Genomic DNA, 23,452 nt, shown 5'->3' with positions numbered 1-23,452 from the left:
AAATAAAAAAATAACTACTAACTAGTAATACATGAAAAAAATCTACTTAATCATTTCTCTGATTATATTTGCTATGTTTCAGGCACAGATTGTGAATATTCCAGATGCTAATTTTAAAGCCAAACTTCTGTCAGCAAACACAACAAACGGGATCGCATACAACAATAACCACCAAAAAATTGTAATTGATACAAACGGAGATAGTGAAATTCAGGTTTCAGAAGCATTGAATGTATCAGAACTTTTTATTCCCGGTCAAACAGGTAATATGATTGCTGATCTTACAGGTATCAATCAGTTTACCAATCTTACGGCTTTAAGTGCTTTTAATAATGCTTTGACTAATCTTCAAATAACAGGATTATCCAACCTTACACTTATACATGTAGCCAACAACAATCTTACTAACGTTTCTTTTGATAATTTGAACAGTCTGCAGACTTTATCTATCGCTAACAATCAACTTTCTGGTTTCTCAATTACTAACTCCCCCAATCTACAAAGTCTCTCATGTAGTGGAAATCAATTAGTATCGGTAGATATTTCCAATTTCCCAAATCTGGTCACTTTAGAATGTAATAATAATTTAATTACAACATTAATTTTAAATAACAATAATAATTTGACAAACATTGTTGCTTCACATAATAAGCTTGTAACCATTCCGTTTGGGGAGGCTCCTAATGTGGCAAATTTATATATTGATTATAATCTTTTTACTACTATTGATGTGGGACAACTTACACAGCTTGGTAATTTTAATTTTTCTAATAATCCCAATCTCGTAAGCTTTAATATTAAGAACGGAAAAAATAACTATACTCAAGGAGCAACTCCATATTTTTCAAACACACCAAGTTTAAGTTATATATGCGTTGATGATATCGAGTTGGGAGCGATAAATGCACTGGTCAATTATTACAATCAGCCTAATGTTGTATTAAACTCATATTGTTCTTTTGCTCCCGGAGGAAATTCTTATACCATACAGGGAAGCACGAAATATGATTCCAATAATAATGGTTGTGACATCAATGATCCTATAAAAGCGTTTCAAAAATTCTCAATAACAAATCCTTATAATGCCGGTAATATGATAGCAAATGCTTCAGGAAATTATTCAATTCCAGTTCAAGCCGGCAATTATACCATTACACCTGTATTAGAAAACCCTACTTATTTTAATATTTCACCAACAAATGTAACTGCAAATTTCCCTACACAAACAAGTCCCCTTACTCAAAATTTTTGCATGTCCGCCAATGGAACACATAACGATCTAGAAATTATCATTATTCCTGTGACTGCTGCTGTACCAGGTTTTGATACAAAATATAAAGTTTTTTTCAAAAATAAAGGTAACACATCACAATCGGGAACTTTGGTTTATAATTTTGATGACAATCTAATGAATTATCTAAACTCCACGATTGCTCCAAACACTCAGTCAACTGGAATATTATCCTGGAATTTTACCAATATTTTACCCTTCGAGACTAAAGAAGTTACATTAACCTTTACATTAAACACACCAACACAAACACCACCCTTAAATGGCGGAGATCTATTGCACTACACAGCACAGATTAATGGAGGTACAGATGATACACCAACAGATAATATATTTACTTTAAATCAACCTGTAGTTAATTCTTTTGATCCCAATGACAAAACATGCCTTGAAGGAACCTCAATTGCACAAGCAAAAGTTGGAGATTACGTTCATTACCTAATCAGATTTGAAAATACAGGGACAGCCAATGCGAAAAATATTGTGGTAAAAGACGAAATTGATCTTACGAAATTCGATTTATCCAGTTTGATTCCTCTTAATGGAAGCCATAATTTTGTAACGAGAATCAATGGAAATGTAGTCGAATTTATTTTTGAAAACATTCAGCTTCCTTTTGATAATGCGAATAATGACGGATATGTTTCATTTAAAATCAAAACAAAATCTAATTTGGTTATCGGAGATAGTTTCAGTAATACAGCCAAGATCTATTTTGATTATAATGCGCCTATCATTACGAATACTGCTACAACTTCTGTTCAGAATACCTTAGGAACATCCGAAATTACTAATGATAAAGACCAGTTCAGTATCTATCCGAATCCGGTAAAAGATATTGTATTCATAAAGTCAAAAGAGAAGATTGTAAAGGCAGAAATCTATGATACAGCAGGAAGGATTTTAAATTCAATAAGCGTAAGCAATAATTCTGTCAACACCTCTGAACTTGCTAAAGGAAGCTATATGATCAGATTGTTTACAAAAGATCAGGTTATGGTACAGAAATTCATAAAAAATTAATTTCAATTAAGTATATTTTTTAGATACCATTAAATAGCAATTAAGTAATGCTAAAATAACTCACATAAAAAATGATAAACCAATAAAATTTATGAAAAAACTTTACCTCATTCTTTTCGTAAGTATTCTGCCTATATTTAAAGCACAAATCTTAAATATTCCAGATCCGAACTTTAAATCTTATTTATTATCTGCAAATAATACAAATTATATCGCTCTCGACGTTAACCACAATCCTGTTGCTATAGATCTTAACGGCGACAACGAAATTCAGGCTAGCGAAGCAAGTTTAATAAAAACTCTTGATATTAATGGAACAACGAGTACAGTGGGATCGCAAATCGGCGATATTACAGGTATTAAAAGTTTCACAAATCTTACGAAACTCTCTGTACAATTTATACCGAACAATAACTTCACCTCTTTTGATGTTAGCGGGATGACTTCCCTTACAGAATTATTTGCTGCTGGTTATTATCTTTCAGCGCTTAATGTAGATAATTGTACCGGTCTTAAGAAATTGAATATTCAAGGTGGAAATTTCCAAACACTTACTTTAAATATTCCCTCTTTAACACATTTGTCTATTTCAGAGTATTTAAATTATTTAAATTTTCAAGGTTGCCCAAATATCAAAGTCCTAAATTTAGAACGAGTATTGCTAAGTAATATTAATCTAAGCGGTATAAATAATTTAGAAGAAGTTACGATTTCAAGTTACGGTTATTCATGGTTAAATAATACTATAAATATTAGTGGCTGTAATGATTTAAAAAAAATCTCCCTTTTTGGCCCGGACATACAATCTTTATCTGTTTCCAATAACCCATTGCTCACAGAAATTACCTCCAATTATAGCACTACAGTTCCTAATGTAACGATATCTAACAACCCACTACTAAAAAGTATTTCACTGGTTGATAATGAAATTACAAACCTGACAGTAACCGGATCCCCATTGCTCGAAATTTTTGATGTTGATGAAAATGCTCTTAACAGTATTGATTTAACAGGTTTTCCTATTCTTACAACTGTAAAGTGTTCAGAGAACCAACTCACATTATTAGATTTGAGTTCTAATCCTTTACTTTCTTACTTAGATTGTTCGGATAACAATATAAAGATTTTAAATTTTAAAAATGGAGGACAAGGTGTTCCATATAATTTCAATATTGATGATAATTCAGAATTACAATATGTATGTTGTGATTTACAGCATACCAATGCTGTTTTATCCTACTTGAATATGTATGGTTATACTAATGTTAATGTTAATTCTTATTGTTCTTTTACTCCTGGTGGAACTTTTTACACCATAAATGGAGACACAAAATACGATTCCAACAATAATGGCTGTGATATTTCGGATCCAGGAAAAGCATTTCAAAATTTCTTGGTTACAAGTGGGTCCTCCACTGCTAATTTTATTGCAAATTCGGCAGGGGTCCATTTCATACCGTTACAAGCTGGAACTCACACTATTAGTCCTATACTCGAAAATCCTACTTACTTTAATGTCTCGCCAGCAAATTTAATAACCACCTTTCCTACTCAAGCAAGCCCATTTACACAAAACTTTTGTTTAACGGCTAATGGAATACATAATGATTTGGAAATTATGATTATTCCAATTGAATCAGCAAGACCTGGATTTGATACAAAATATAAAGTTGTTTACAGAAATAAAGGAACTTCGGCACAATCAGGAACCTTAGCTTATAATTTCAATGACAATCTAATGAATTATCTAAGCTCCACGATTGCTCCTAATTCACAGTCAACTGGAATCTTATCCTGGAATTTCAACAATATCTTACCTTTTGAGACTAAAGAAATTACAGTAACCTTTAAATTGAATACTCCTACACAGACTCCTCCTTTAAACGGTGGTGATGTACTGCATTACACAGCACAAATCAACGGAGCTACAGATGATACTCCTTCAGATAATATATTTACATTAAACCAAATCGTTGTCAACTCTTTTGATCCTAATGATAAAACCTGTCTGGAAGGCTCTTCTATCACTCAGGCACAAGTCGGAGATTATGTTCATTATTTGATGAGATTTGAGAATACAGGAACGGCCAATGCTCAAAATATCGTAGTAAAGGATGAGATCGATACTTCAAAATATGATATATCCAGCTTAGTTGCACTGAATGGAAGCCATAATTTTGTAACGAGAATCAATGGAAATGTAGTCGAATTTATTTTTGAAAACATTCAGCTTCCTTTTGATAATGCGAATAATGACGGATATGTTTCATTTAAAATTAAAACAAAATCTAATTTGGTTATCGGAGATAGTTTCAGTAATACAGCCAAGATCTATTTTGATTATAATGCGCCTATCATTACGAATACTGCTACAACTTCTGTTCAGAATACCTTAGGAACATCCGAAATTACTAATGATAAAGACCAGTTCAGTATCTATCCGAATCCGGTAAAAGATGTTTTATTCATTAAGTCAAAAGAGAAAGTTGTAAAGGCAGAAGTCTATGATATAGCTGGAAGGATTTTAAATTCAATAAGCGTAAGCAATAATTCTGTCAATATCTCTGAACTTGCTAAAGGAAGCTATATGATCAGATTGTTTACAAAAGATCAGGTTATGGTACAGAAATTCATAAAAAATTAAATCACTTTACATCAATAAACGAAAGACTGCCTTAAGAAGCAGTCTTTTTTTATATGCTTGAACGATCACGTAAGAATTTATTGTATTTTTATTCAAGGTTTTAATTATACATCCATGGATTTTCTACAAGATCACTATTCCATTCAAAATGAACTGATACTGATATTTATTTCAGTTATGCTCGGGCTTTTTATCGGTGCTGAACGTGAATATAGAAATAAGTCTGCAGGACTTCGCACGTTTATTCTGGTATGTTTTGGATCTTGTCTTTTCACCATATTATCAATCAAAATAGGAGTTCAGAATCCAGATCGTCTGGCAGCCAATATTATTACCGGTATAGGTTTCTTGGGAGCAGGAGTTATTTTCAAAGGAGATAATAAAATCGATGGAATTACAACGGCAACAACCATCTGGGCAACTGCTTCAATAGGAATGGCTGTCGGTTCAGGATATGTATACTTTTCGTTGCTGGGCACTACATTGGTTCTTCTTGTCTTGAGCTCGTTAAGTTATTTGCAGAATTTTATCGACAATAATCATAAAATCAGGGAATATAAAATATCTATCTCCGCTTCTGATCACATCAGTCATTGTGAGGAATTATTCAGGAATAATCATTTAAAGTTTCTTATCATGAGACAGCAATATTCCAAAGACAGTTTAATTACGACCTGGAGACTTACGGGGAATACCCGGCAACACGAGCTTTTGATTAAGCAAATGATGAATGACCCTAAAATTATGTCCTATCAATTTTAAAATAAAAAATAAAGGCAGCAGCCTTTATTTTTTCTTGAAAACATACAGATCTTTATTGGGACCGGTAATTTCCTTTCCATTCAAATCAAGCTGAGTAAGATGGTTTTCACCGACCTTGTATTTGTAATTAGCGGATTTTCCTTTTAAAGTCACAATACTGCCCGTTTTATCCCACTCCAAGGTTCCTTTATCTTCATTCTTTGATTTTCTGTCGATATATTCTTCTGTAATATGGAACGTATTATCCTTATTCAATGTGAGAGAAGTTTTGATCCCCGGGCAATCTGCACATGGAACCACAGCCTCATAAGTTCCGTTCCAATCCAATGAATTCTGAGAGTTATGCCCATCAATCAAAGCGTTGCCAGCCACTGAATCCAATGGTTTTTGGATCGAAGCTGAATCTGTTTCCGGGGCAGAAAATATTTCTCTTTGTTTTTCTTTGGGTGAACATGAAGCCAGTAATATGGCCAGTACAGTTCCGGATAAAAAAGTTTTGTTTTCCATAAATATTATTTGTTTCTGGTCATTAAATAACGGGATCCATCCCATTATATTTTTTAATACAAAATATTAAATGCCATTATCTATGAATCTACCTCGTTTTCAGGATGACTTGTAACTTATAATCCTAATTTTCTTCGTAAATTGGACAAAATTTTTGATTATGATAAAAAAGATACTTTTATCTGCATTTCTTTTGCCTGCCGCAATGGCTTTTGCCCAACAATATGGGGGAATGTGGATTCCAACGGAGCTGAATGAAAAGGAAATGAAAGACCTGGGAATGAAAATCTCTGCAAAAGACATCTTCAATCCTCAAAAGGCCAGTATTAAGGATGCCGTTGTTCAATTTAACGGTGGCTGTACAGCAGAAATTATTTCTCCAAAAGGACTTTTATTAACCAATCATCACTGTGGCTTCGGACAAATTCAGGCACATTCTACAGTACAAAATGATCTTCTTTCCAATGGATTCTGGGCAACGAATATGAGCACCGAGCTTCCTAATCCCGGATTAAAAGTAGATTTTATTGTAGATATCAAAGAAGTAACCAATCAAATTCTGGAGGGTACGGATCATCTTTCCGAACCTGATCTTTCAAAAAAAATCAACAACAATATTGAGATATACAAAAATTCTCAAAAAATAGAAAATTATCAGTCTATCACTGTAAAGCCTATGTATTATGGAAATAAATACTATGCTTATACAATAGAAACTTATAAAGACATCCGTTTGGTAGGAGCACCGCCACAAAGTATAGGAAAATTCGGAAGTGATACGGATAACTGGGTATGGCCAAGGCATACGGGAGATTTCTCTATGTTCAGAATTTATGCAGATAAAAACAATAAGCCTGCAGAATATTCCAAAGATAATGTTCCTTATGTACCTAAACATTTTCTACCTGTTTCCATCAAGGATAAGAATGAAAATGATTTCACATTTGTATTTGGCTTTCCGGGAAAAACCACTGAGTATCTTCCATCAATTGCAGTTGAAAAAATCATGAATGAGATTGATCCTGCAAAAATTGCAGTCCGCGATGTCGCTTTAAAGACTTTGGATGAAAAAATGCGTGTGGACAATGCAACACGTATTAAATATGCTTCTAAATATGCTTCAGTGGCAAATTACTGGAAAAAATGGATTGGAGAAGTAGAAGGCCTGAAAAAGTCTAATGCTGTAGAAAAGAAAGTAATGTACGAAGGATCTCTGGTAGCTAAAAATCCGGAAATCAAAACAACATTAGACCAGCTGAATAAGCTATACACTGAGCAGGCTCCTTATGCTTTAAATAATGCCTATTATTCTGAGTTAATTAAAAATGCTGAGACATTAGCATTAGCTAATATGTATTCCAACTATATCTTATCCGTAGAAGCAGGAAGAATGGATGAGAAGGAAATTACAGCATTTAAAAATAAGCTGACTTCTTTCTATAAAGATTACAGTCCGGAGCTTGATGCAAAAGTAACTGCAAAGCTCCTTGCTCTGTATGCCAACAAAACAACCGCTCAGTTTTTACCAGCGGGATTTGATAAATTTAAAAACGAAGCACAGAACATTCAGAATATCGAAGAGATTTCTAAAAACTCTATCATTACCGGCAGAACAGCTGTAAATGGAGCTTCTTTAAGTGCAGATATTGACAAGGCATTTTCTAATCAGGATAAACTGGTAAGAACATTAAAAAAAGACCCTGTTTATCAATTATTTTCAAATATCAAAGACACTTATTCAAAAACAGCTGATCCTCAGTATACCTCAATCCAGACAAAAATTGATGCGCTGCAGAAAAAATTCATGCAACAGCAAATGTCGTCCGATAAAGACAGAAAATTCTTCCCTGATGCCAACTCCACACTTCGTGTGACTTACGGTAAAGTAAAAGGTTCAAATCCGAGAGATGCTGTTTCTTATGGTTATCAAACTCATTTGGCAGGAGTTATAGAAAAATACATTCCGGGGGATTATGAATTTGATGTTCCTAAAAAGTTAATCGATCTTTACAATAAAAAAGATTTTGGAAATTATAAAGATAAGGGAGGTGATGTTCCTGTAGGATTTACGGCCACCAATCATACCACAGGGGGAAACTCAGGAAGTCCGGCTCTTGATGCTTACGGAAATCTAGTAGGATTAAATTTCGACAGACAATGGGAAGGAACTATGAGTGATATTAATTATGACCCCCGTTTTAGCAGAAACATTATGGTTGACACCAAGTACATTCTATTCATCATTGAAAAATTTGCCGATTCCAAGTGGCTGATTGATGAAATGAAAGTTATCAAATAATTCTTATCCATAATAAGATGTTTTAAACCCTATCTAAAGTTAGATAGGGTTTTTAATTGAAAAGATAATCTTTCCTTATCCAGGAGCAGTTAAGCGCAATTTAAGGATAGGTAAAATCTATATAAAATAACATACCGATCACTGAACAGTATGTATTTTTAATAAAAACTTTTTTATGAATGATAACCATCTTAAAATGTGTACGGAATGTGGTATACAATATCCGGAAAGCTATCAGGGCAATCTTTGCCTAATTTGTAATGACGAAAGACAATCAGTCCCTCAAAGCGGACAATCGTGGATTACCCATGAAAAGCTTCTGGAAAAGCATAGCATAAAAATTAAAAAACTAAATAATAACCTTTACGAACTGGTTGTTAATCCGAGGTTTTCTATTGGACAGCGGGCCTTGCTGGTACTTTCTAAAAACGGAAATATATTATGGGATTGCATTCCCCTTCTTGATGAAGCGGCTATTGCATTTATTAATTCTAAAGGGGGCTTAAAAGCTATTGCTTTCTCTCATCCGCACTATTATTCCAATATGAAAATGTGGGCAGATACCTTTAATTCTAAAATTTATATTCATGAAAACGATAAAGAATGGGTTGTAAATGGAGGTGATTTTGTAGAATACTGGACCGGTCATCAGCTTAATCTATGGAATCAATTAAAGCTTCACAATATTGGTGGCCATTTTGAGGGAAGTTCTGTCATAGAAATACCATGGATGAGCGAAAACGGAACGCTTTTAATTGGGGATACCATGTATCTTTCCCCATCTATGAATCATTTTGCCACAATGAGAAGCTATCCCAACAGAATTCCTCTTCCTTTGAACGAAATTAAAAGAATTGAAAAATGTTTTGAAGAAATAAACTACGATACCATCTACGGCTTTTATTCTTATCAGAATGTAGAAAAGAATGCCAGAGAAATTGTAGAGAAGTCATTTAGCAGATACCAGTGAGGAGTGAGGAGTGAGGAGTGAAGAATTATGAATGATAAATAATAAATGATGATTGATATTTGATGGATGATCTTTTATCATTTATAATTCATCATTGATCAGTTATTACTTATTAATAGCCACTTATCATTCATCAATGATCATTTATCTTTTATTGCTATGGTATGGTAGGTATAGATATGTATAGTTATAAAACAAAAAAGTCTCATACAAATTCATGTATGAGACTTTTAATAAAAACTGGCGGCGACCTACTCTCCCGCTTGTCGCAGTACCATCGGCGCTGGTGGGCTTAACTTCTGTGTTCGGAATGGGAACAGGTGAGCCCCACCGCTAAAACCACCCTAAAGAAGGTATATAAGATATCAGAGGATAGATTTCAGATTTCAGACCTATTATAAAGTCTCTTATCTGATGTCTTGTATCTGACATCTGTTTTATCGGTAAATTTCATCACAAAGGCAAAACCAGTATTGCACTTATAAGACTTGAACTAGTGTAACCTATAGGCTATAAATCTACGGGTAATTAGTACTACTCGGCTATGCTGTTACCAACTTTACACCTGTAGCCTATCAACGTGGTCATCTCCCACGACCCTTAAAAGATGTCTCATCTTGAGGCGAGTTTCGCACTTATATGCTTTCAGTGCTTATCTCTTCCAAACATAGCTACTCAGCGGTGCACCTGGCGGTACAACTGATACACCAGAGGTTTGTTCAATTCGGTCCTCTCGTACTAGAATCAAGCCCTCTCAAACATCTAACGCCCGCAATAGATAGAGACCGAACTGTCTCACGACGTTCTGAACCCAGCTCGCGTGCCACTTTAATGGGCGAACAGCCCAACCCTTGGGACCTTCTCCAGCCCCAGGATGTGACGAGCCGACATCGAGGTGCCGAACCTCCCCGTCGATGTGAGCTCTTGGGGGAGACTAGCCTGTTATCCCCGGAGTACCTTTTATCCTATGAGCGATGGCCCTTCCATACGGAACCACCGGATCACTATGTCCTGCTTTCGCACCTGATCGACTTGTAGGTCTCACAGTCAAGCACCCTTATGCCATTACACTCTACGCACGGTTACCAAGCGTGCTGAGGGTACCTTTGAAAGCCTCCGTTACTCTTTTGGAGGCGACCACCCCAGTCAAACTACCCACCACGCAATGTCCTTCCTAAAGGAAGTTAGGCTCCAAGTAAGTAAAGGGTGGTATTTCAACGTTGACTCCACAAACACTAGCGTGCCTGCTTCATAGTCTCCCACCTATCCTACACATTACTTACTCAAAGTCAATACGAAGTTATAGTAAAGGTTCACAGGGTCTTTTCGTCCCATTGCGGGTAATCGGCATCTTCACCGATACTACAATTTCACCGAGCTCGTGGCTGAGACAGTGCCCAGATCGTTACACCATTCGTGCAGGTCGGAACTTACCCGACAAGGAATTTCGCTACCTTAGGACCGTTATAGTTACGGCCGCCGTTTACTGGGGCTTCAGTCAAACGCTTCGCTTACGCTAACGCCCTTCCTTAACCTTCCAGCACCGGGCAGGTGTCAGACCCTATACAGCATCTTTCGATTTAGCAGAGTCCTGTGTTTTTGATAAACAGTCGCCTGGGCCTCTTCACTGCGGCCACCATTGCTGATGGCGTCTCTTCTTCCGAAGTTACGAGACTATTTTGCCTAGTTCCTTAGCCACGACTCACTCGAGCACCTTAGGATTCTCTCCTCGACTACCTGTGTCGGTTTTGGTACGGGTTGCTTCACTTCGGCTTTTCTTGGAAGCACTTTCCCTGCAGCAGCTTCGCCCGAAGGCTAGGCCTTGACTATTCCGTCAGTCTCCAGCAGGTACGGCACTCCGTCCCCTTTTTAGTGTGAGCAAGTATGGGAATATTAACCCATTGTCCATCCACTACCCCTTTCGGGTTCGCGTTAGGTCCCGACTAACCCTCAGCTGATTAGCATGGCTGAGGAAACCTTAGTCTTTCGGTGAGGGGGTTTCTCGCCCCCTTTATCGTTACTTATGCCTACATTTTCTTTTCTGTCCGCTCCACAATACCTCACGATACTGCTTCGGCGCAAACAGAATGCTCCCCTACCAGATGTACAATGTACAAATCCATAGCTTCGGTAATATGTTTATGCCCGATTATTATCCATGCCGGACCGCTCGACTAGTGAGCTGTTACGCACTCTTTAAATGAATGGCTGCTTCCAAGCCAACATCCTAGCTGTCAATGCAGTCCAACCGCGTTGCTTCAACTTAACATATATTTGGGGACCTTAGCTGTTGGTCTGGGTTCTTTCCCTCTCGGACATGGACCTTAGCACCCATGCCCTCACTGCTGATCAACATTTATTAGCATTCGGAGTTTGTCAGGAATTGGTAGGCGGTGAAACCCCCGCATCCAATCAGTAGCTCTACCTCTAATAAACTTATAATCAACGCTGCACCTAAATGCATTTCGGGGAGTACGAGCTATCTCCCAGTTTGATTGGCCTTTCACCCCTACCCACAGGTCATCCGAAGACTTTTCAACGTCAACCGGTTCGGTCCTCCACTCTGTGTTACCAGAGCTTCAACCTGCCCATGGGTAGATCACAAGGTTTCGCGTCTAATCCTACTAACTATCCGCCCTATTCAGACTCGCTTTCGCTCCGGCTCCGGACCTGAAGTCCTTAACCTCGCTAGTAAAATTAACTCGTAGGCTCATTATGCAAAAGGCACGCCGTCACCCAACTTGTGGGCTCCGACCGCTTGTAGGCGTACGGTTTCAGGTTCTATTTCACCCTTCTATTCGAAGTGCTTTTCACCTTTCCTTCACAGTACTTGTTCACTATCGGTCTTTCAGGAGTATTTAGCCTTGGAGGATGGTCCCCCCATATTCAGACAGGATTTCACGTGTCCCGCCCTACTCATTTATCATCTATATATACCTTTCGAATACCGGGCTATCACCGTCTATGGCCGCACTTTCCAGTACGTTCTTCTAAATATATAAAGACTTTTGGGCTAATCCGCTTTCGCTCGCCACTACTTACGGAATCTCTTCGATTTCTTTTCCTCCGGGTACTTAGATGTTTCAGTTCTCCGGGTTTGCTCCTCTTACGAGGTAATACATCTTCAATGTATTGGGTTGCCCCATTCGGACATCTGCGGATCAATTCGTGTGTGCCAATCCCCGCAGCTTTTCGCAGCTTACCACGTCCTTCGTCGCCTCTGAAAGCCTAGGCATCCGCCATACGCCCTTAACGATTTCTTTCCTATTTTTAGGTTACTCAAGCACTTATAAGTGCTCGGTTTTCTCTTTGTGATGTCTTTACCGTTAATGTCAATGATCTTTATTTCTTCTGTATTAATGTAAAACGTATTCATGTATCAATGACGGCTCTCGTCATGAGGTTTACATGCTTCTTTTTTACATATACAAACTGTGGAGAATAAGGGAGTCGAACCCTTGACCTCCTGCGTGCAAGGCAGGCGCTCTAGCCAGCTGAGCTAATTCCCCCTCTAGTAGACTTCAGATATCAGATCCTAGATCTCAGACTTAATGTCTCATGTCTTATATCTGATCTCTTCCCGTCTTATAATTAGTAGTCTCGGGCAGGCTCGAACTGCCGACCTCTACATTATCAGTGTAGCGCTCTAACCAGCTGAGCTACGAGACTTTGTTTTAGATGTTAGATTTTAGATATCAGATGTTAGACTAATCTCTAACTTCTAATTTCTAACTTCTTTTCTAAATCTCTTCCCTTTTACTAATTTCTAGTGGGTGTTGTATTTTTTTATATATCAACCAAATAAAAAACTAAAGCTTCTCTTTAAGTAAGTACATGGTACACTTAAGTACCTTTATTTTGTTTAACGTTCTTCAACGCTCTAAAATGAGATGTTCCAGCCGCACCTTCCGGTACGGCTACCTTGTTACGACTTAGCCCTAGTTACCTGTTTTACCCTAGGCAGCTCCTGTTACGGTCACCGACTTCAGGTACCCCAGACTTCCATGGCTTGACGGGCGGTGTGTACAAGGCCCGGGAACGTATTCACCGCGCCATGGCTGATGCGCGATTACTAGCGATTCCAGCTTCATAGAGTCGAGTTGCAGACTCCAATCCGAACTGAGACCAGCTTTCGAGATTAGCATCCAGTCGCCTGGTAGCAGCCCTCTGTACTGGCCATTGTATTACGTGTGTGGCCCAAGGCGTAAGGGCCGTGATGATTTGACGTCATCCCCACCTTCCTCTCTACTTGCGTAGGCAGTCTCACTAGAGTCCCCAACTGAATGATGGCAACTAGTGACAGGGGTTGCGCTCGTTGCAGGACTTAACCTAACACCTCACGGCACGAGCTGACGACAACCATGCAGCACCTTGAAAAATGTCCGAAGAAAAGCCTATTTCTAAGCCTGTCATTTCCCATTTAAGCCTTGGTAAGGTTCCTCGCGTATCATCGAATTAAACCACATAATCCACCGCTTGTGCGGGCCCCCGTCAATTCCTTTGAGTTTCAAACTTGCGTTCGTACTCCCCAGGTGGCTAACTTATCACTTTCGCTTAGTCTCTGAATCCGAAAACCCAAAAACGAGTTAGCATCGTTTACGGCGTGGACTACCAGGGTATCTAATCCTGTTCGCTCCCCACGCTTTCGTCCATCAGCGTCAGTTAAGACATGGTAACCTGCCTTCGCAATTGGTGTTCTAAGTAATATCTATGCATTTCACCGCTACACTACTTATTCCAGCTACCTCTACCTTACTCAAGACCCGCAGTATCAATGGCAGTTTCATAGTTAAGCTATGAGATTTCACCACTGACTTACGAGTCCGCCTACGGACCCTTTAAACCCAATAAATCCGGATAACGCTTGCACCCTCCGTATTACCGCGGCTGCTGGCACGGAGTTAGCCGGTGCTTATTCGTATAGTACCTTCAGCTACCCTCACGAGGGTAGGTTTATCCCTATACAAAAGAAGTTTACAACCCATAGGGCCGTCATCCTTCACGCGGGATGGCTGGATCAGGCTCTCACCCATTGTCCAATATTCCTCACTGCTGCCTCCCGTAGGAGTCTGGTCCGTGTCTCAGTACCAGTGTGGGGGATCACCCTCTCAGGCCCCCTAAAGATCATTGACTTGGTGAGCCGTTACCTCACCAACTATCTAATCTTGCGCGTGCCCATCTCTATCCACCGGAGTTTTCAATATCAAATGATGCCATCTAATATATTATGGGGTATTAATCTTCCTTTCGAAAGGCTATCCCCCTGATAAAGGTAGGTTGCACACGTGTTCCGCACCCGTGCGCCGCTCTCTAGATCCCGAAAGATCTATACCGCTCGGCTTGCATGTGTTAGGCCTCCCGCTAGCGTTCATCCTGAGCCAGGATCAAACTCTCCATTGTATGTTTGTCTGACTCACTCAAAGTTTTGACGCTTTAGTTTTTCCTTACTTGGTTGTTATATTGTATTTCAATGATCTCTCTTCTTCCGCTTTTCTCTAAAGCTTTTTTTCTGTCGTTTTTGCTTTAGATTTGCGAGTGCAAAAGTAATTAATGTTTCTGAACTGACCAAATGTTTTTGAAGAAAATTTTAAAGTTTTTTCTGTAACCTTAATCCCTCTCTAACACTTATCTCAATTTTACTCCGCGCTCCCTTAATTGGGACTGCAAAGATACAAACTTTTCTCAATTTTCAAAATAAATTATTATTTATTTTTTTAAATCTTCGTTTATAATTACTCTCTTCTGCGCTACCTACTATCTCTCGTTTTCAGTGGGGCAAAAGTATAAACTTTAATGATACCGGCCAAGCTTTTGATAAACTTTTTTAACATAATATCCATAACTTATTGACTACCGGAGACAAAACTTTTAATTGGTATTGCAAAAATTAAAAATAATAAGACAATCCAGATTTCTGAATGTTTATAAAGTACTATAAAAACAAAGACAGACTTAAAAAGCCAGTCTCTGTTTACATAATATATAGGTATTAATAATGATGAATTATGTATTCATTCTCAAATGAGCCGTCATCATAAAATTTTAATATAGCATATCCCGGTGGTGTTTCCTGATAATAGAAAGGTTTCGCGGAACGCTTGTCTCCTTCTCCCCACCAGAATCCTGACATAGCTCCGTTACAGAAATAATATACATCATTATACCATGCTCTGTCGAGGAGATGCTGATGACCACTAAGACAGCCTTTCACTTTATCTTTATGCTTATAAAACAAGTCTTTCAATGCATTATGGTCTTTATGCTGCCCTCTTTCCCAGGATCCTGTAACCGTAAGTATAGGATAATGCGACATAATTAATGCATATTCTCCCTGCGGAATATTTTCTAATTGTTGTTTCAGCCAGTTCATTTGTTCAGGATCCAGGGTAATACCAGAGTTATTGCCATCCAACATTATAAAATGCCATTTCTCTTTTTTAGTACTGTAATAACGCTTAGGCATTTTAAGTCTTTTGGCCGCATAGGGAACTCCATGCATTTCATCTGATTTTTCACTTGCCCACCAGATGTCATGATTTCCGACGCAACTATACATATCATAGTCTGCAATTTCCTTCATACAGTTATCCCAGGCATTCCATTGGTCATATACTTCCTGACGGGTAGAGTTTTCCCGGTCCACAGCCATAATGGAATCTCCTGTGTTAAGGAAGAAATCTACTTTCCTGTTTTTGATTTCTTTAAGACATTTTACAAACCTTTCCATTATTTTAGGATCTGCCGGTAAGTGTACGTCTGTAATGTGAGCTACAGTAAACAGCAGTTTCTTTTTTTTGCTTATATCATCCTTCGGAGCTTCGGCCAGCAAGCTGGCTGCAGGTCCTCCCAGAAGTACCCCTGAAATGGCAAGCGGAATATTTGTCAAAAATTTTCTTCTTTTCATAGTCAATGTTTCTCTGATACCAGCATTCTATATAATTTTACCTTCAAAGACAATACAGCAAAAGTTCCATATACAGAATACTAATAATATTTCGGTGGACAAATTTGACTCAATATTTACAAATAAGAATTTCTTACATATTATAAAATTGTTAAGCTCCCATTAATTTTTTACTGCAGTGTTCAATAATGCAGAAAAAAGCATAGCTTATATTTTTAATCAAAGGTTATGAAATATTAAACCCCGAATTTCTTCGGGGTTTAATATGATTAGTATATTATATATTAATATCTAATGTCCAAAAATATCTTTTAAACTGACTTCTTTAAAACTCCCCATTTTATTGACAGCGTCCATATCAAGATTTTCTTTTTTGCCAAGAATAGCTGTATTAAAACGCAAGGGTTTTATTTCTGTCCGGTAAAATTCTTTTATCCCGCTAAAATCCAACTTTTGAATTTCCTCATACATATCTTTTCTGAAATCATGACTAATTCCGATTTTCTTTAATCTTAATGTATTAAAGAAAATGTTCGTTCTGGTAATTCTCGTAGAAGCGATCTGTTTCAGAGCTGTACTTTTTGCATTTTCAAATTGGATGGGCACTTCAGGGAGTTCATTCATCAGTTCAGACATCGTATCTACGGCAATCTGTAGCTTATCAGGCTGTGTCCCAATATATGTCGTTACATAATCCGGGTGTCCGGATTCTGAATTTGCAGCATAAGAAACGTATGCTGAATAAGCTAAGCTCTTGCTCTCCCGGATCTCCTGAAATACAATGGAAGACAATCCCCGTCCAAAATATTCGTTGAAAACGTTAATCTTACCCAAGTTAGCAGTATTGATATTGTGCCCTCTACCGATTTTGCTCATTTCAACCTGTACCATATCATAATTGATGAAATTCACTTTCCCATCGGTTTCAGGCTCGGGATATTTCTTAGGCTCCGGAATTTCCAGGCTTGAAACCTCAACATAATTGTCAATATACGTTTTGAAATTCTCCAGATTTTTTCCGTAGAAGAATATCTGGTATGGAAACGCGAACATTCTTTTCATTCTGTCCGTAAATATTTCAACTTCACTGTTTTGAAGCTCCTCTTTAGAAATCACATCTGTAAACCTGGAAAATTCGCCCAACTTGGTGTAATTCGTTAGAGCTGTCATGATCCGGTTTTTATCTTTTTTCATCGCTTCACGGTTTTCAAGAACTGTTTCGACAAACTGTTTGTAGATTTCCTGATCCGGCTTTACTTTATACATCCAATGCTGAAGAAGGCTAATTCCTTTTTCAATGTTTTCCTCCAAACCGCTCAATGAAATCGTTAACTGATCATTGGTTGTTTTAAAATCATTACTCACACCAATTTTAAAGAACTCTTTCTTCAGATCTTCAGGAGCATAATCTTCAGTTCCCAAATATTGGAGCAGCTGCGTTGATATTGCCAGATCACGATCATGATCGCTTCCAAGCGGGAAAATGAAATAGACCTGTGCTATATCGTTATATTTGTTTTTGACAAAGCTAAGTTTCTTATCCTTAACCTGTCCGGTTATGATCTCTTTATCATAATCAATAAATTCAGGTTGAATATCTTCCGTTTTTTCCGCTAAAATCTGTTTTAAAAATTCCGATTGAGCATCTCTGTTAATTTTAATCGGTGTAATTCCGGGGTTTTCAACCCTGATCAGCTTGTCATTAACTCCTTTTTCCTTATTTATCAGAACATAATTGTCCTTAAAAAAATCATTGGCAAAATGAATAACATCCTGTTTTGTGAATGAAGCATATACATCCATTTCATTAAGCTCCTCTTCCCAGGTTCTTCCTTTTATATAGGTATCATAGAGATTGGTAGCCAAACCATCAGCGGTTTCAAGAGCCTTCATTCTCTGAAGTTTGAAATCATTGATGATGGCAGGAAGCATCCAATCCGGAAATTCTCCTCTTTTGATCAGTTCTATCTGCTCCAAAACCATATCCTTTGCATCTTTCAAAGATTGGGTTTCTTTAGGAACAGCCACAATTGAAAAATATCCATATTGCTTTAGTCCTACTGAAAATGCCTGAGCCCATAACATCCGTTGGGTCTGATTAATATTAAGGTCCAGTAATCCGGCTTCCCCCCTGTTACTCATAATATTTGCAGTAATATCTGCCAACATAGCTTCCCGGGTTCCATAGCTATCCGTTCTCCAGGCCATCTGAACCCTCGGTGTGGTCGGACTTTTTACAGTTCTTTCTACAATTCCCCGGAGAGGCTGTTCTACCACCGGAGTTTTCTTTGGTAATTCTTTATAAGGAATTGTTCCGAAATATTGATCGATAAGCTGAATCGTACGTTCATAGTCAAGATCACCAACCATGACCATGGCATAGTTATTAGGAACATAATATTCATCGAAATATTTGTGAATCGCCTTCATGGAAGGATTTTTCAAATGTTCGGCTTTTCCCAGGGTTGTTTGCTGGCCATTGGCATGGGTAGGAAAAAGAGCATCCATCAGTTCATAATTTACTAACCTCGAGTCATTATCCTGCGCCCGGTTAAATTCTTCGTATACTGATTCCAGCTCGGTATGAAAAAGACGTAACACAATTTCTGAAAATCGCTCTTTTTCAACTTTCAGCCATTTCTCAAGCTCGTTACTGGGAATGTTGTTTTTATAAACCGTCTCATCAAACCACGTATGAGCATTAGTTCCGCTTGCTCCCAATGATGAGATCACTTTATCATATTCATTCGCTATAGCATATTGACTGGCGTCCTGGGATACCTCATCTATTTTTTTATAGATTTCTTTCTTCTTTTCAGGATCTGCCTCTGCCTTATGATGTTCGTACAATTCTGAAATCTGATCTAACAAAACCTTTTCTTTTTCCCAGTTTTGGGTTCCGATTCCTGAGGTTCCTTTAAACATCATATGCTCCAGATAATGGGCAAGCCCTGTATTATCAGAAGGGTCATTGTTGCTTCCGGTTCTTACGGGAATATAGGTCTGAATCCTTGGTGAATCAAAATTCTGGGCAAGAAATACTTTTAATCCGTTTTTAAGGGTATAGATTCTGACTCCGTTTTCATCGTGAGTAATGGTTATATATTCGTAGTTGTTTTTATCAGTATGAATTGTTTCCTTGTATCTTTTGTCCGTCATATGTAAATTCATTTTCATTCATTAAAACAGAATGCTTTACAAATGTAAGGAATACTAAAAGAAAGCATATTACTTTTATAATTATTACATCTATGATGGCAATTCAAAAAGTGGAATTGCTGAATTGCCAATTTGCCGAATTGAAAAGGCGATTTATTACCGACCAGGATCATATGGTACTTTATCCAATAATACATTTTACAATAAATAAAATCTTTCACATTCGGTTTGTATCTGTAAGTTTGATTAAGTTTGCATAAGGTTTTACCTAAAATTTATACCATGTCCGGAAATATTCTGATCATCGATGATGAGCTTAAACTTCTCAAACTTTTGGGAATGATTCTTACTCAGGAAGATTTTAATGTTAAAGAAGCTTCTACTGCCCGTTCTGCCATGACGATGCTTGAGCAATACGAATTTGATGTTGTTTTAAGCGATGTCCGGCTTCCGGATGCATTTGGAGTTGAGCTTGTAAAATCCATTAAAACAAAATATCCGCATCAGGAAGTTATTCTTATGACTGCCTTCGGAAATATTACGGATGCGGTTCAGGCAATGAAAAACGGCGCCTACGATTACCTGGTAAAAGGGGATGATAATGATAAAATTATTCCTTTGGTGTATAAAGCACTGGATAAAGTAAAGGATAATAAATCTAAAATTGTCCAGAAGAAGGATTCACAAAAAGGATTTAATCAGATCATCGGTCATTCACCTGCCATCCTGGAGGCTAAAAAATTGGCGGAAAGGGTTGCTCTAACGGATGCTACAGTACTTTTAACAGGAGAAACCGGAACAGGAAAGGAAGTCTTTGCCAACGCTATCCATGACGGAAGTGAGAGGAAGAAAAATAATTTTGTTGCCATCAACTGTTCTGCATTCAGCAAAGAAATTCTTGAAAGCGAACTTTTTGGCCATAAACAAGGTTCATTTACGGGAGCGATAAAAGACAAAAAGGGTTTGGTAGAAGAAGCTAATGGTGGGACTTTATTTTTAGATGAAATCGGAGAAATGCCTATAGAGCTTCAAGCTAAATTACTCCGTGTTCTTGAAACCCATGAATTCATTAAAATGGGTGAAACCAAGGTTTCGAAGTCAGATTTCAGGTTGATCGCTGCTACAAACAGAAACCTGGAAGAAGAAATAAAACAAGGAAACTTTAGAGAAGACCTGTATTTCAGATTGAATGTCTTTGAGATTAGCCTACCTCCTCTTCGTGAAAGGAAAGAAGACTTAAAAATTCTCGCAAAGAATTTTATTGATATGTTCTCTCATAAATTGCACCTCAGCGCTGTACAGGTGTCTCCCGAGTATTATAAAACACTGGAAAAAAATGACTGGAAAGGGAACATCCGCGAATTGCGAAATACGGTAGAAAGAAGTTTGATATTAATGAACGAGAATATTCTGAATGCTGAGAGCCTTCCGCACTACTCAGAAAAAGTGACCGGTGATAAGGATTCTTTAAGCATCCGTTCACTAGAAAAAGAACATATACAAAAAGTTTTACATTATACTAAAGGAAACAAAGCCGAGGCTGCAAGACTTCTGGAAATCGGTATTGCCACATTATACCGCAAGCTGGAAGAATACGGATTACGATAAAACTGAGCCTATCATTTTAATAAAGAGCCTATCATTTTAATAAAGAGCCTATCATTTTGATAGGCTTTTTTGTTTTCAACACCTTTTCAAAATACCAATAAAACACTGTAATACAAAACATTAAAATAAAAAACAAAAGAATGGATTCTTTTTTGGCATTAGGGATAACATAATAAATATTTTAAAATGACTATTTCAAAAAAAACATTCAAAACACGGCGTCATTCGAAGTTCAGCTTCCTGATCGTGTCTTATGTACTGTTTACCCTTTTAACCTTAATTATGATAAGATGATGTTGATAATTTTATTAATCCTGAGCGCCATTTTATTTTGGCTATTGTATAAGTCCGTTGAATTTTTTGATAAAATATAAAGCTATGTGGAGTTTGCTTTTTCTTTCAATACTGGCCTTCGTGTATATCTGCTATGTTCTTATAAAACCAGAAAAATTTTAATCTATCATGAACACAGAATTTTTAGGCATCATAGCAATGTTTGTTATCACATTGGTAATAGGAATATTTTTAGGAAAATATATTGCTAATGTTTATGGCCATAAAAAAACTTTTTTGGATCTTGTTTTTCAGCCCATTGAAAAATTAATTTATAAAATATCCGGAATTAACCCTAACCGTCAAATGACATGGAAGCAAAATATGTTTGCCATGTTGAGTATCAATCTGGTTTGGTTGATTATTGGATTTTTCATTTTACTCAATCAATCCTGGCTTCCTTTAAATCCCGACGGAAACCCTAATATGTCTCCCGATCTTGCTTTTAATACGGCAATATCATTTTTAGTCAACTGTAACCTTCAGCATTATTCAGGGGAAACGGGAGTCAGTTATTTAAGCCAGCTGTATTTAATGTTTCTTCAATTTGTAACTGCTGCAACCGGAATGGCTGCTATGGCCGTACTTTTCAAAGCATTTAAAGAAAAGACAACAACAGAATTGGGAAACTTCTTTGATTTTTTTACTAAATCCATGATCAGAATCCTGATCCCAATAAGTATTGTTGTTGCTCTGATTCTTTCTGCCAACGGAAGTCCGATGACTTTTGAAGGAAAGGATCACATCACTACTCTGGAAGGACAAAAAGTTGATATCTCCAGGGGTCCCGCTGCGGCTTTTATTGCCATCAAGCATTTGGGAACGAATGGTGGAGGCTTCTTTGGAACCAATTCGGCACATCCTCTTGAAAATCCTAATTACTTAACTAATATGACAGAAATGGTTACTCAGATGATCATTCCATTCGCTTTGGTATTCGCATTGGGATTTTATTTAAAAAAGAAAAGACTTTCATGGACGATATTTTCAGTAATGACCATAGGCTTTCTGGCATTGGCCACTCCTACCATTTTAAATGAAATCCATGGAAATCCACAGATCACACAGATGGGTGCTGATCATCAGTTAGGTGCAATGGAGGGCAAAGAAATACGTTTTGGAAGTGCTGCTTCGGGATATTGGAGTATTGCTACAACTGTTATTTCTACAGGCTCAGTCAATGCAATGCATGACAGTATGATGCCTCTTTCAGGAATGAATCAGCTTCTTGCCATGATGATCAACTGTTTTTACGGAGGTTGTGGTGTCGGAATTTTAAACTATTTCATTTTTATTATTCTGGCTGTATTCATTAGTGGATTAATGGTGGGAAGAACACCCGAGTTTTTGGGTAAAAAAATCGAAGCCAAAGAAATGAAAATTGCGATGATTGTGGCTTTATTTCACCCGTTTTTAATTCTTGTGGGGACAGCATTAACGGCTTATTTCCCTGAGTTCGGAGCCAAAACGCTGAATAACCCGGGATTCCATGGCTTCAGTGAAATGCTATATGAATTCACTTCTTCATCTGCCAACAACGGATCAGGGTTTGAAGGATTAGGCGATAATACTCCATGGTGGAATATCTCTACAGGAATCGTACTGTTGCTTTCAAGGTTTATACCTATTATCGGTCCTATCGCGATTGCAGGATACCTGGCTCAGAAGAAATATATCCCTGAAAGTGCCGGTACTTTAAAAACAGATACTGCAACTTTCGGATTTATGACTCTAGCGGTGATACTTCTGATAGCAGCATTATCTTTCTTCCCTGCATTGACACTGGGACCTATTGCAGAGCAAATCCAGTATTTTTCTAAATAAACGTGAACACTACCAAGTAAAAATCAACAGGACCATTAAGGATCTGAAATCAAGGAAATTCAAACTAGTCTGATATCATAAACATTCACTTGAATAATATTATCCATACCTCATCTTATATTTTAACC

Annotated in this window: 11 protein-coding genes, 2 tRNA genes and 3 rRNA genes; 8 read left to right on the top strand and 8 right to left on the bottom strand. The window is 37.6% G+C overall.

Annotated elements, in window-relative coordinates; genetic code table 11:
- The first annotated feature begins 31 nt into the window (after positions 1–31).
- The 3 genes from ACNFU2_RS19060 (at position 32) to ACNFU2_RS19050 (ending at position 5,720) form a co-directional block, all read left to right on the top strand.
- Positions 32–2,314: a DUF7619 domain-containing protein gene (locus ACNFU2_RS19060; RefSeq protein ID WP_306611106.1), complete on the top strand. Its 2,283-nt coding sequence runs from the start codon at positions 32–34 to the stop codon at positions 2,312–2,314.
- Between the two features lie 91 nt (positions 2,315–2,405).
- Positions 2,406–4,958, top strand: coding sequence for a DUF7619 domain-containing protein (locus ACNFU2_RS19055; protein ID WP_273650886.1), 2,553 nt, complete (start codon positions 2,406–2,408; stop codon positions 4,956–4,958).
- A 114-nt stretch (positions 4,959–5,072) separates the two neighbouring features.
- The gene (locus ACNFU2_RS19050; protein ID WP_172284681.1) at positions 5,073–5,720 is read left to right on the top strand and encodes an MgtC/SapB family protein; all 648 of its coding nucleotides are present in this window, start codon (positions 5,073–5,075) and stop codon (positions 5,718–5,720) included.
- Positions 5,721–5,744: 24 nt separating this feature from the next.
- Here ACNFU2_RS19050 and ACNFU2_RS19045 read toward each other — a convergent pair whose 3' ends face one another.
- Positions 5,745–6,227, bottom strand: coding sequence for a copper resistance protein NlpE (locus ACNFU2_RS19045; protein WP_172284679.1), 483 nt, complete (start codon positions 6,225–6,227; stop codon positions 5,745–5,747).
- A 160-nt stretch (positions 6,228–6,387) separates the two neighbouring features.
- On the opposite strand from ACNFU2_RS19045, the gene ACNFU2_RS19040 reads away from it, so the two are divergent.
- Together ACNFU2_RS19040 and ACNFU2_RS19035 are read left to right on the top strand one after the other, a co-directional pair.
- Entirely contained in the window at positions 6,388–8,526 is a 2,139-nt protein-coding gene (locus ACNFU2_RS19040; protein ID WP_418122717.1) for a S46 family peptidase, read from the top strand.
- A 175-nt stretch (positions 8,527–8,701) separates the two neighbouring features.
- Positions 8,702–9,496 carry a hypothetical protein gene (locus tag ACNFU2_RS19035; protein WP_273650884.1) on the top strand — a complete coding sequence of 265 codons (795 nt, stop codon included), beginning with the start codon at positions 8,702–8,704 and terminating at the stop codon, positions 9,494–9,496.
- A gap of 238 nt (positions 9,497–9,734) precedes the next feature.
- Here the strand turns inward: ACNFU2_RS19035 and rrf are convergent.
- The 7 genes from rrf to ACNFU2_RS19000 all read right to left on the bottom strand — a co-directional run bounded on the left by rrf (position 9,735) and on the right by ACNFU2_RS19000 (position 19,559).
- Positions 9,735–9,843, bottom strand: a 5S ribosomal RNA gene (gene rrf, locus ACNFU2_RS19030).
- A 161-nt stretch (positions 9,844–10,004) separates the two neighbouring features.
- Positions 10,005–12,759: ribosomal RNA gene (locus tag ACNFU2_RS19025) — 23S ribosomal RNA — on the bottom strand.
- Positions 12,760–12,931: 172 nt separating this feature from the next.
- Positions 12,932–13,005 (bottom strand) — tRNA-Ala (locus ACNFU2_RS19020).
- Between the two features lie 86 nt (positions 13,006–13,091).
- Positions 13,092–13,165, bottom strand: a tRNA-Ile gene (locus ACNFU2_RS19015).
- 214 nt (positions 13,166–13,379) lie between these two features.
- Positions 13,380–14,896: ribosomal RNA gene (locus ACNFU2_RS19010) — 16S ribosomal RNA — on the bottom strand.
- Together the 16S, 23S and 5S rRNA genes with 2 tRNA genes alongside form the textbook arrangement of a ribosomal RNA operon.
- A 589-nt stretch (positions 14,897–15,485) precedes the next feature.
- Positions 15,486–16,400 carry a metallophosphoesterase family protein gene (locus ACNFU2_RS19005; RefSeq protein WP_418122715.1) on the bottom strand — a complete coding sequence of 305 codons (915 nt, stop codon included), beginning with the start codon at positions 16,398–16,400 and terminating at the stop codon, positions 15,486–15,488.
- A 291-nt stretch (positions 16,401–16,691) separates the two neighbouring features.
- Positions 16,692–19,559, bottom strand: coding sequence for a M16 family metallopeptidase (locus ACNFU2_RS19000; protein WP_306614252.1), 2,868 nt, complete (start codon positions 19,557–19,559; stop codon positions 16,692–16,694).
- Positions 19,560–19,841: 282 nt separating this feature from the next.
- Here ACNFU2_RS19000 and ACNFU2_RS18995 point away from each other — a divergent pair, with 282 nt between their 5' ends.
- The 3 genes from ACNFU2_RS18995 (at position 19,842) to kdpA (ending at position 23,324) form a co-directional block, all read left to right on the top strand.
- Entirely contained in the window at positions 19,842–21,167 is a 1,326-nt protein-coding gene (locus ACNFU2_RS18995; protein ID WP_306614254.1) for a sigma-54-dependent transcriptional regulator, read from the top strand.
- Positions 21,168–21,545: 378 nt separating this feature from the next.
- Entirely contained in the window at positions 21,546–21,623 is a 78-nt protein-coding gene (locus ACNFU2_RS18990; RefSeq protein WP_373428029.1) for a potassium-transporting ATPase subunit F, read from the top strand.
- Positions 21,624–21,629: 6 nt separating this feature from the next.
- Positions 21,630–23,324 carry a potassium-transporting ATPase subunit KdpA gene (kdpA, locus tag ACNFU2_RS18985; RefSeq protein ID WP_418122712.1) on the top strand — a complete coding sequence of 565 codons (1,695 nt, stop codon included), beginning with the start codon at positions 21,630–21,632 and terminating at the stop codon, positions 23,322–23,324.
- Positions 23,325–23,452: the final 128 nt, after the last annotated feature.

The organism is Chryseobacterium sp. PTM-20240506, from assembly GCF_048296755.1.
In the GTDB taxonomy this organism is placed as follows: Bacteria; Bacteroidota; Bacteroidia; order Flavobacteriales; family Weeksellaceae; genus Chryseobacterium; species Chryseobacterium proteolyticum.
The sequence above is the reverse complement of the archived record's forward strand: the minus strand, read 5'-3'. Positions and strand labels throughout refer to the sequence as shown.

Bases quoted from the DNA above. Each gene is read 5' to 3' on its own strand.
- ACNFU2_RS19060 (WP_306611106.1), top strand. From the start codon at position 32: ATGAAAAAAATCTACTTAATCATTTCTCTGATTATATTTGCTATGTTT.
- ACNFU2_RS19055 (WP_273650886.1), top strand. From the start codon at position 2,406: ATGAAAAAACTTTACCTCATTCTTTTCGTAAGTATTCTGCCTATATTT.
- ACNFU2_RS19050 (WP_172284681.1), top strand. From the start codon at position 5,073: ATGGATTTTCTACAAGATCACTATTCCATTCAAAATGAACTGATACTG.
- ACNFU2_RS19045 (WP_172284679.1), bottom strand. From the start codon at position 6,227: ATGGAAAACAAAACTTTTTTATCCGGAACTGTACTGGCCATATTACTG.
- ACNFU2_RS19040 (WP_418122717.1), top strand. From the start codon at position 6,388: ATGATAAAAAAGATACTTTTATCTGCATTTCTTTTGCCTGCCGCAATG.
- ACNFU2_RS19035 (WP_273650884.1), top strand. From the start codon at position 8,702: ATGAATGATAACCATCTTAAAATGTGTACGGAATGTGGTATACAATAT.
- ACNFU2_RS19005 (WP_418122715.1), bottom strand. From the start codon at position 16,400: ATGAAAAGAAGAAAATTTTTGACAAATATTCCGCTTGCCATTTCAGGG.
- ACNFU2_RS19000 (WP_306614252.1), bottom strand. From the start codon at position 19,559: ATGACGGACAAAAGATACAAGGAAACAATTCATACTGATAAAAACAAC.
- ACNFU2_RS18995 (WP_306614254.1), top strand. From the start codon at position 19,842: ATGTCCGGAAATATTCTGATCATCGATGATGAGCTTAAACTTCTCAAA.
- ACNFU2_RS18990 (WP_373428029.1), top strand. From the start codon at position 21,546: ATGTGGAGTTTGCTTTTTCTTTCAATACTGGCCTTCGTGTATATCTGC.
- kdpA (WP_418122712.1), top strand. From the start codon at position 21,630: ATGAACACAGAATTTTTAGGCATCATAGCAATGTTTGTTATCACATTG.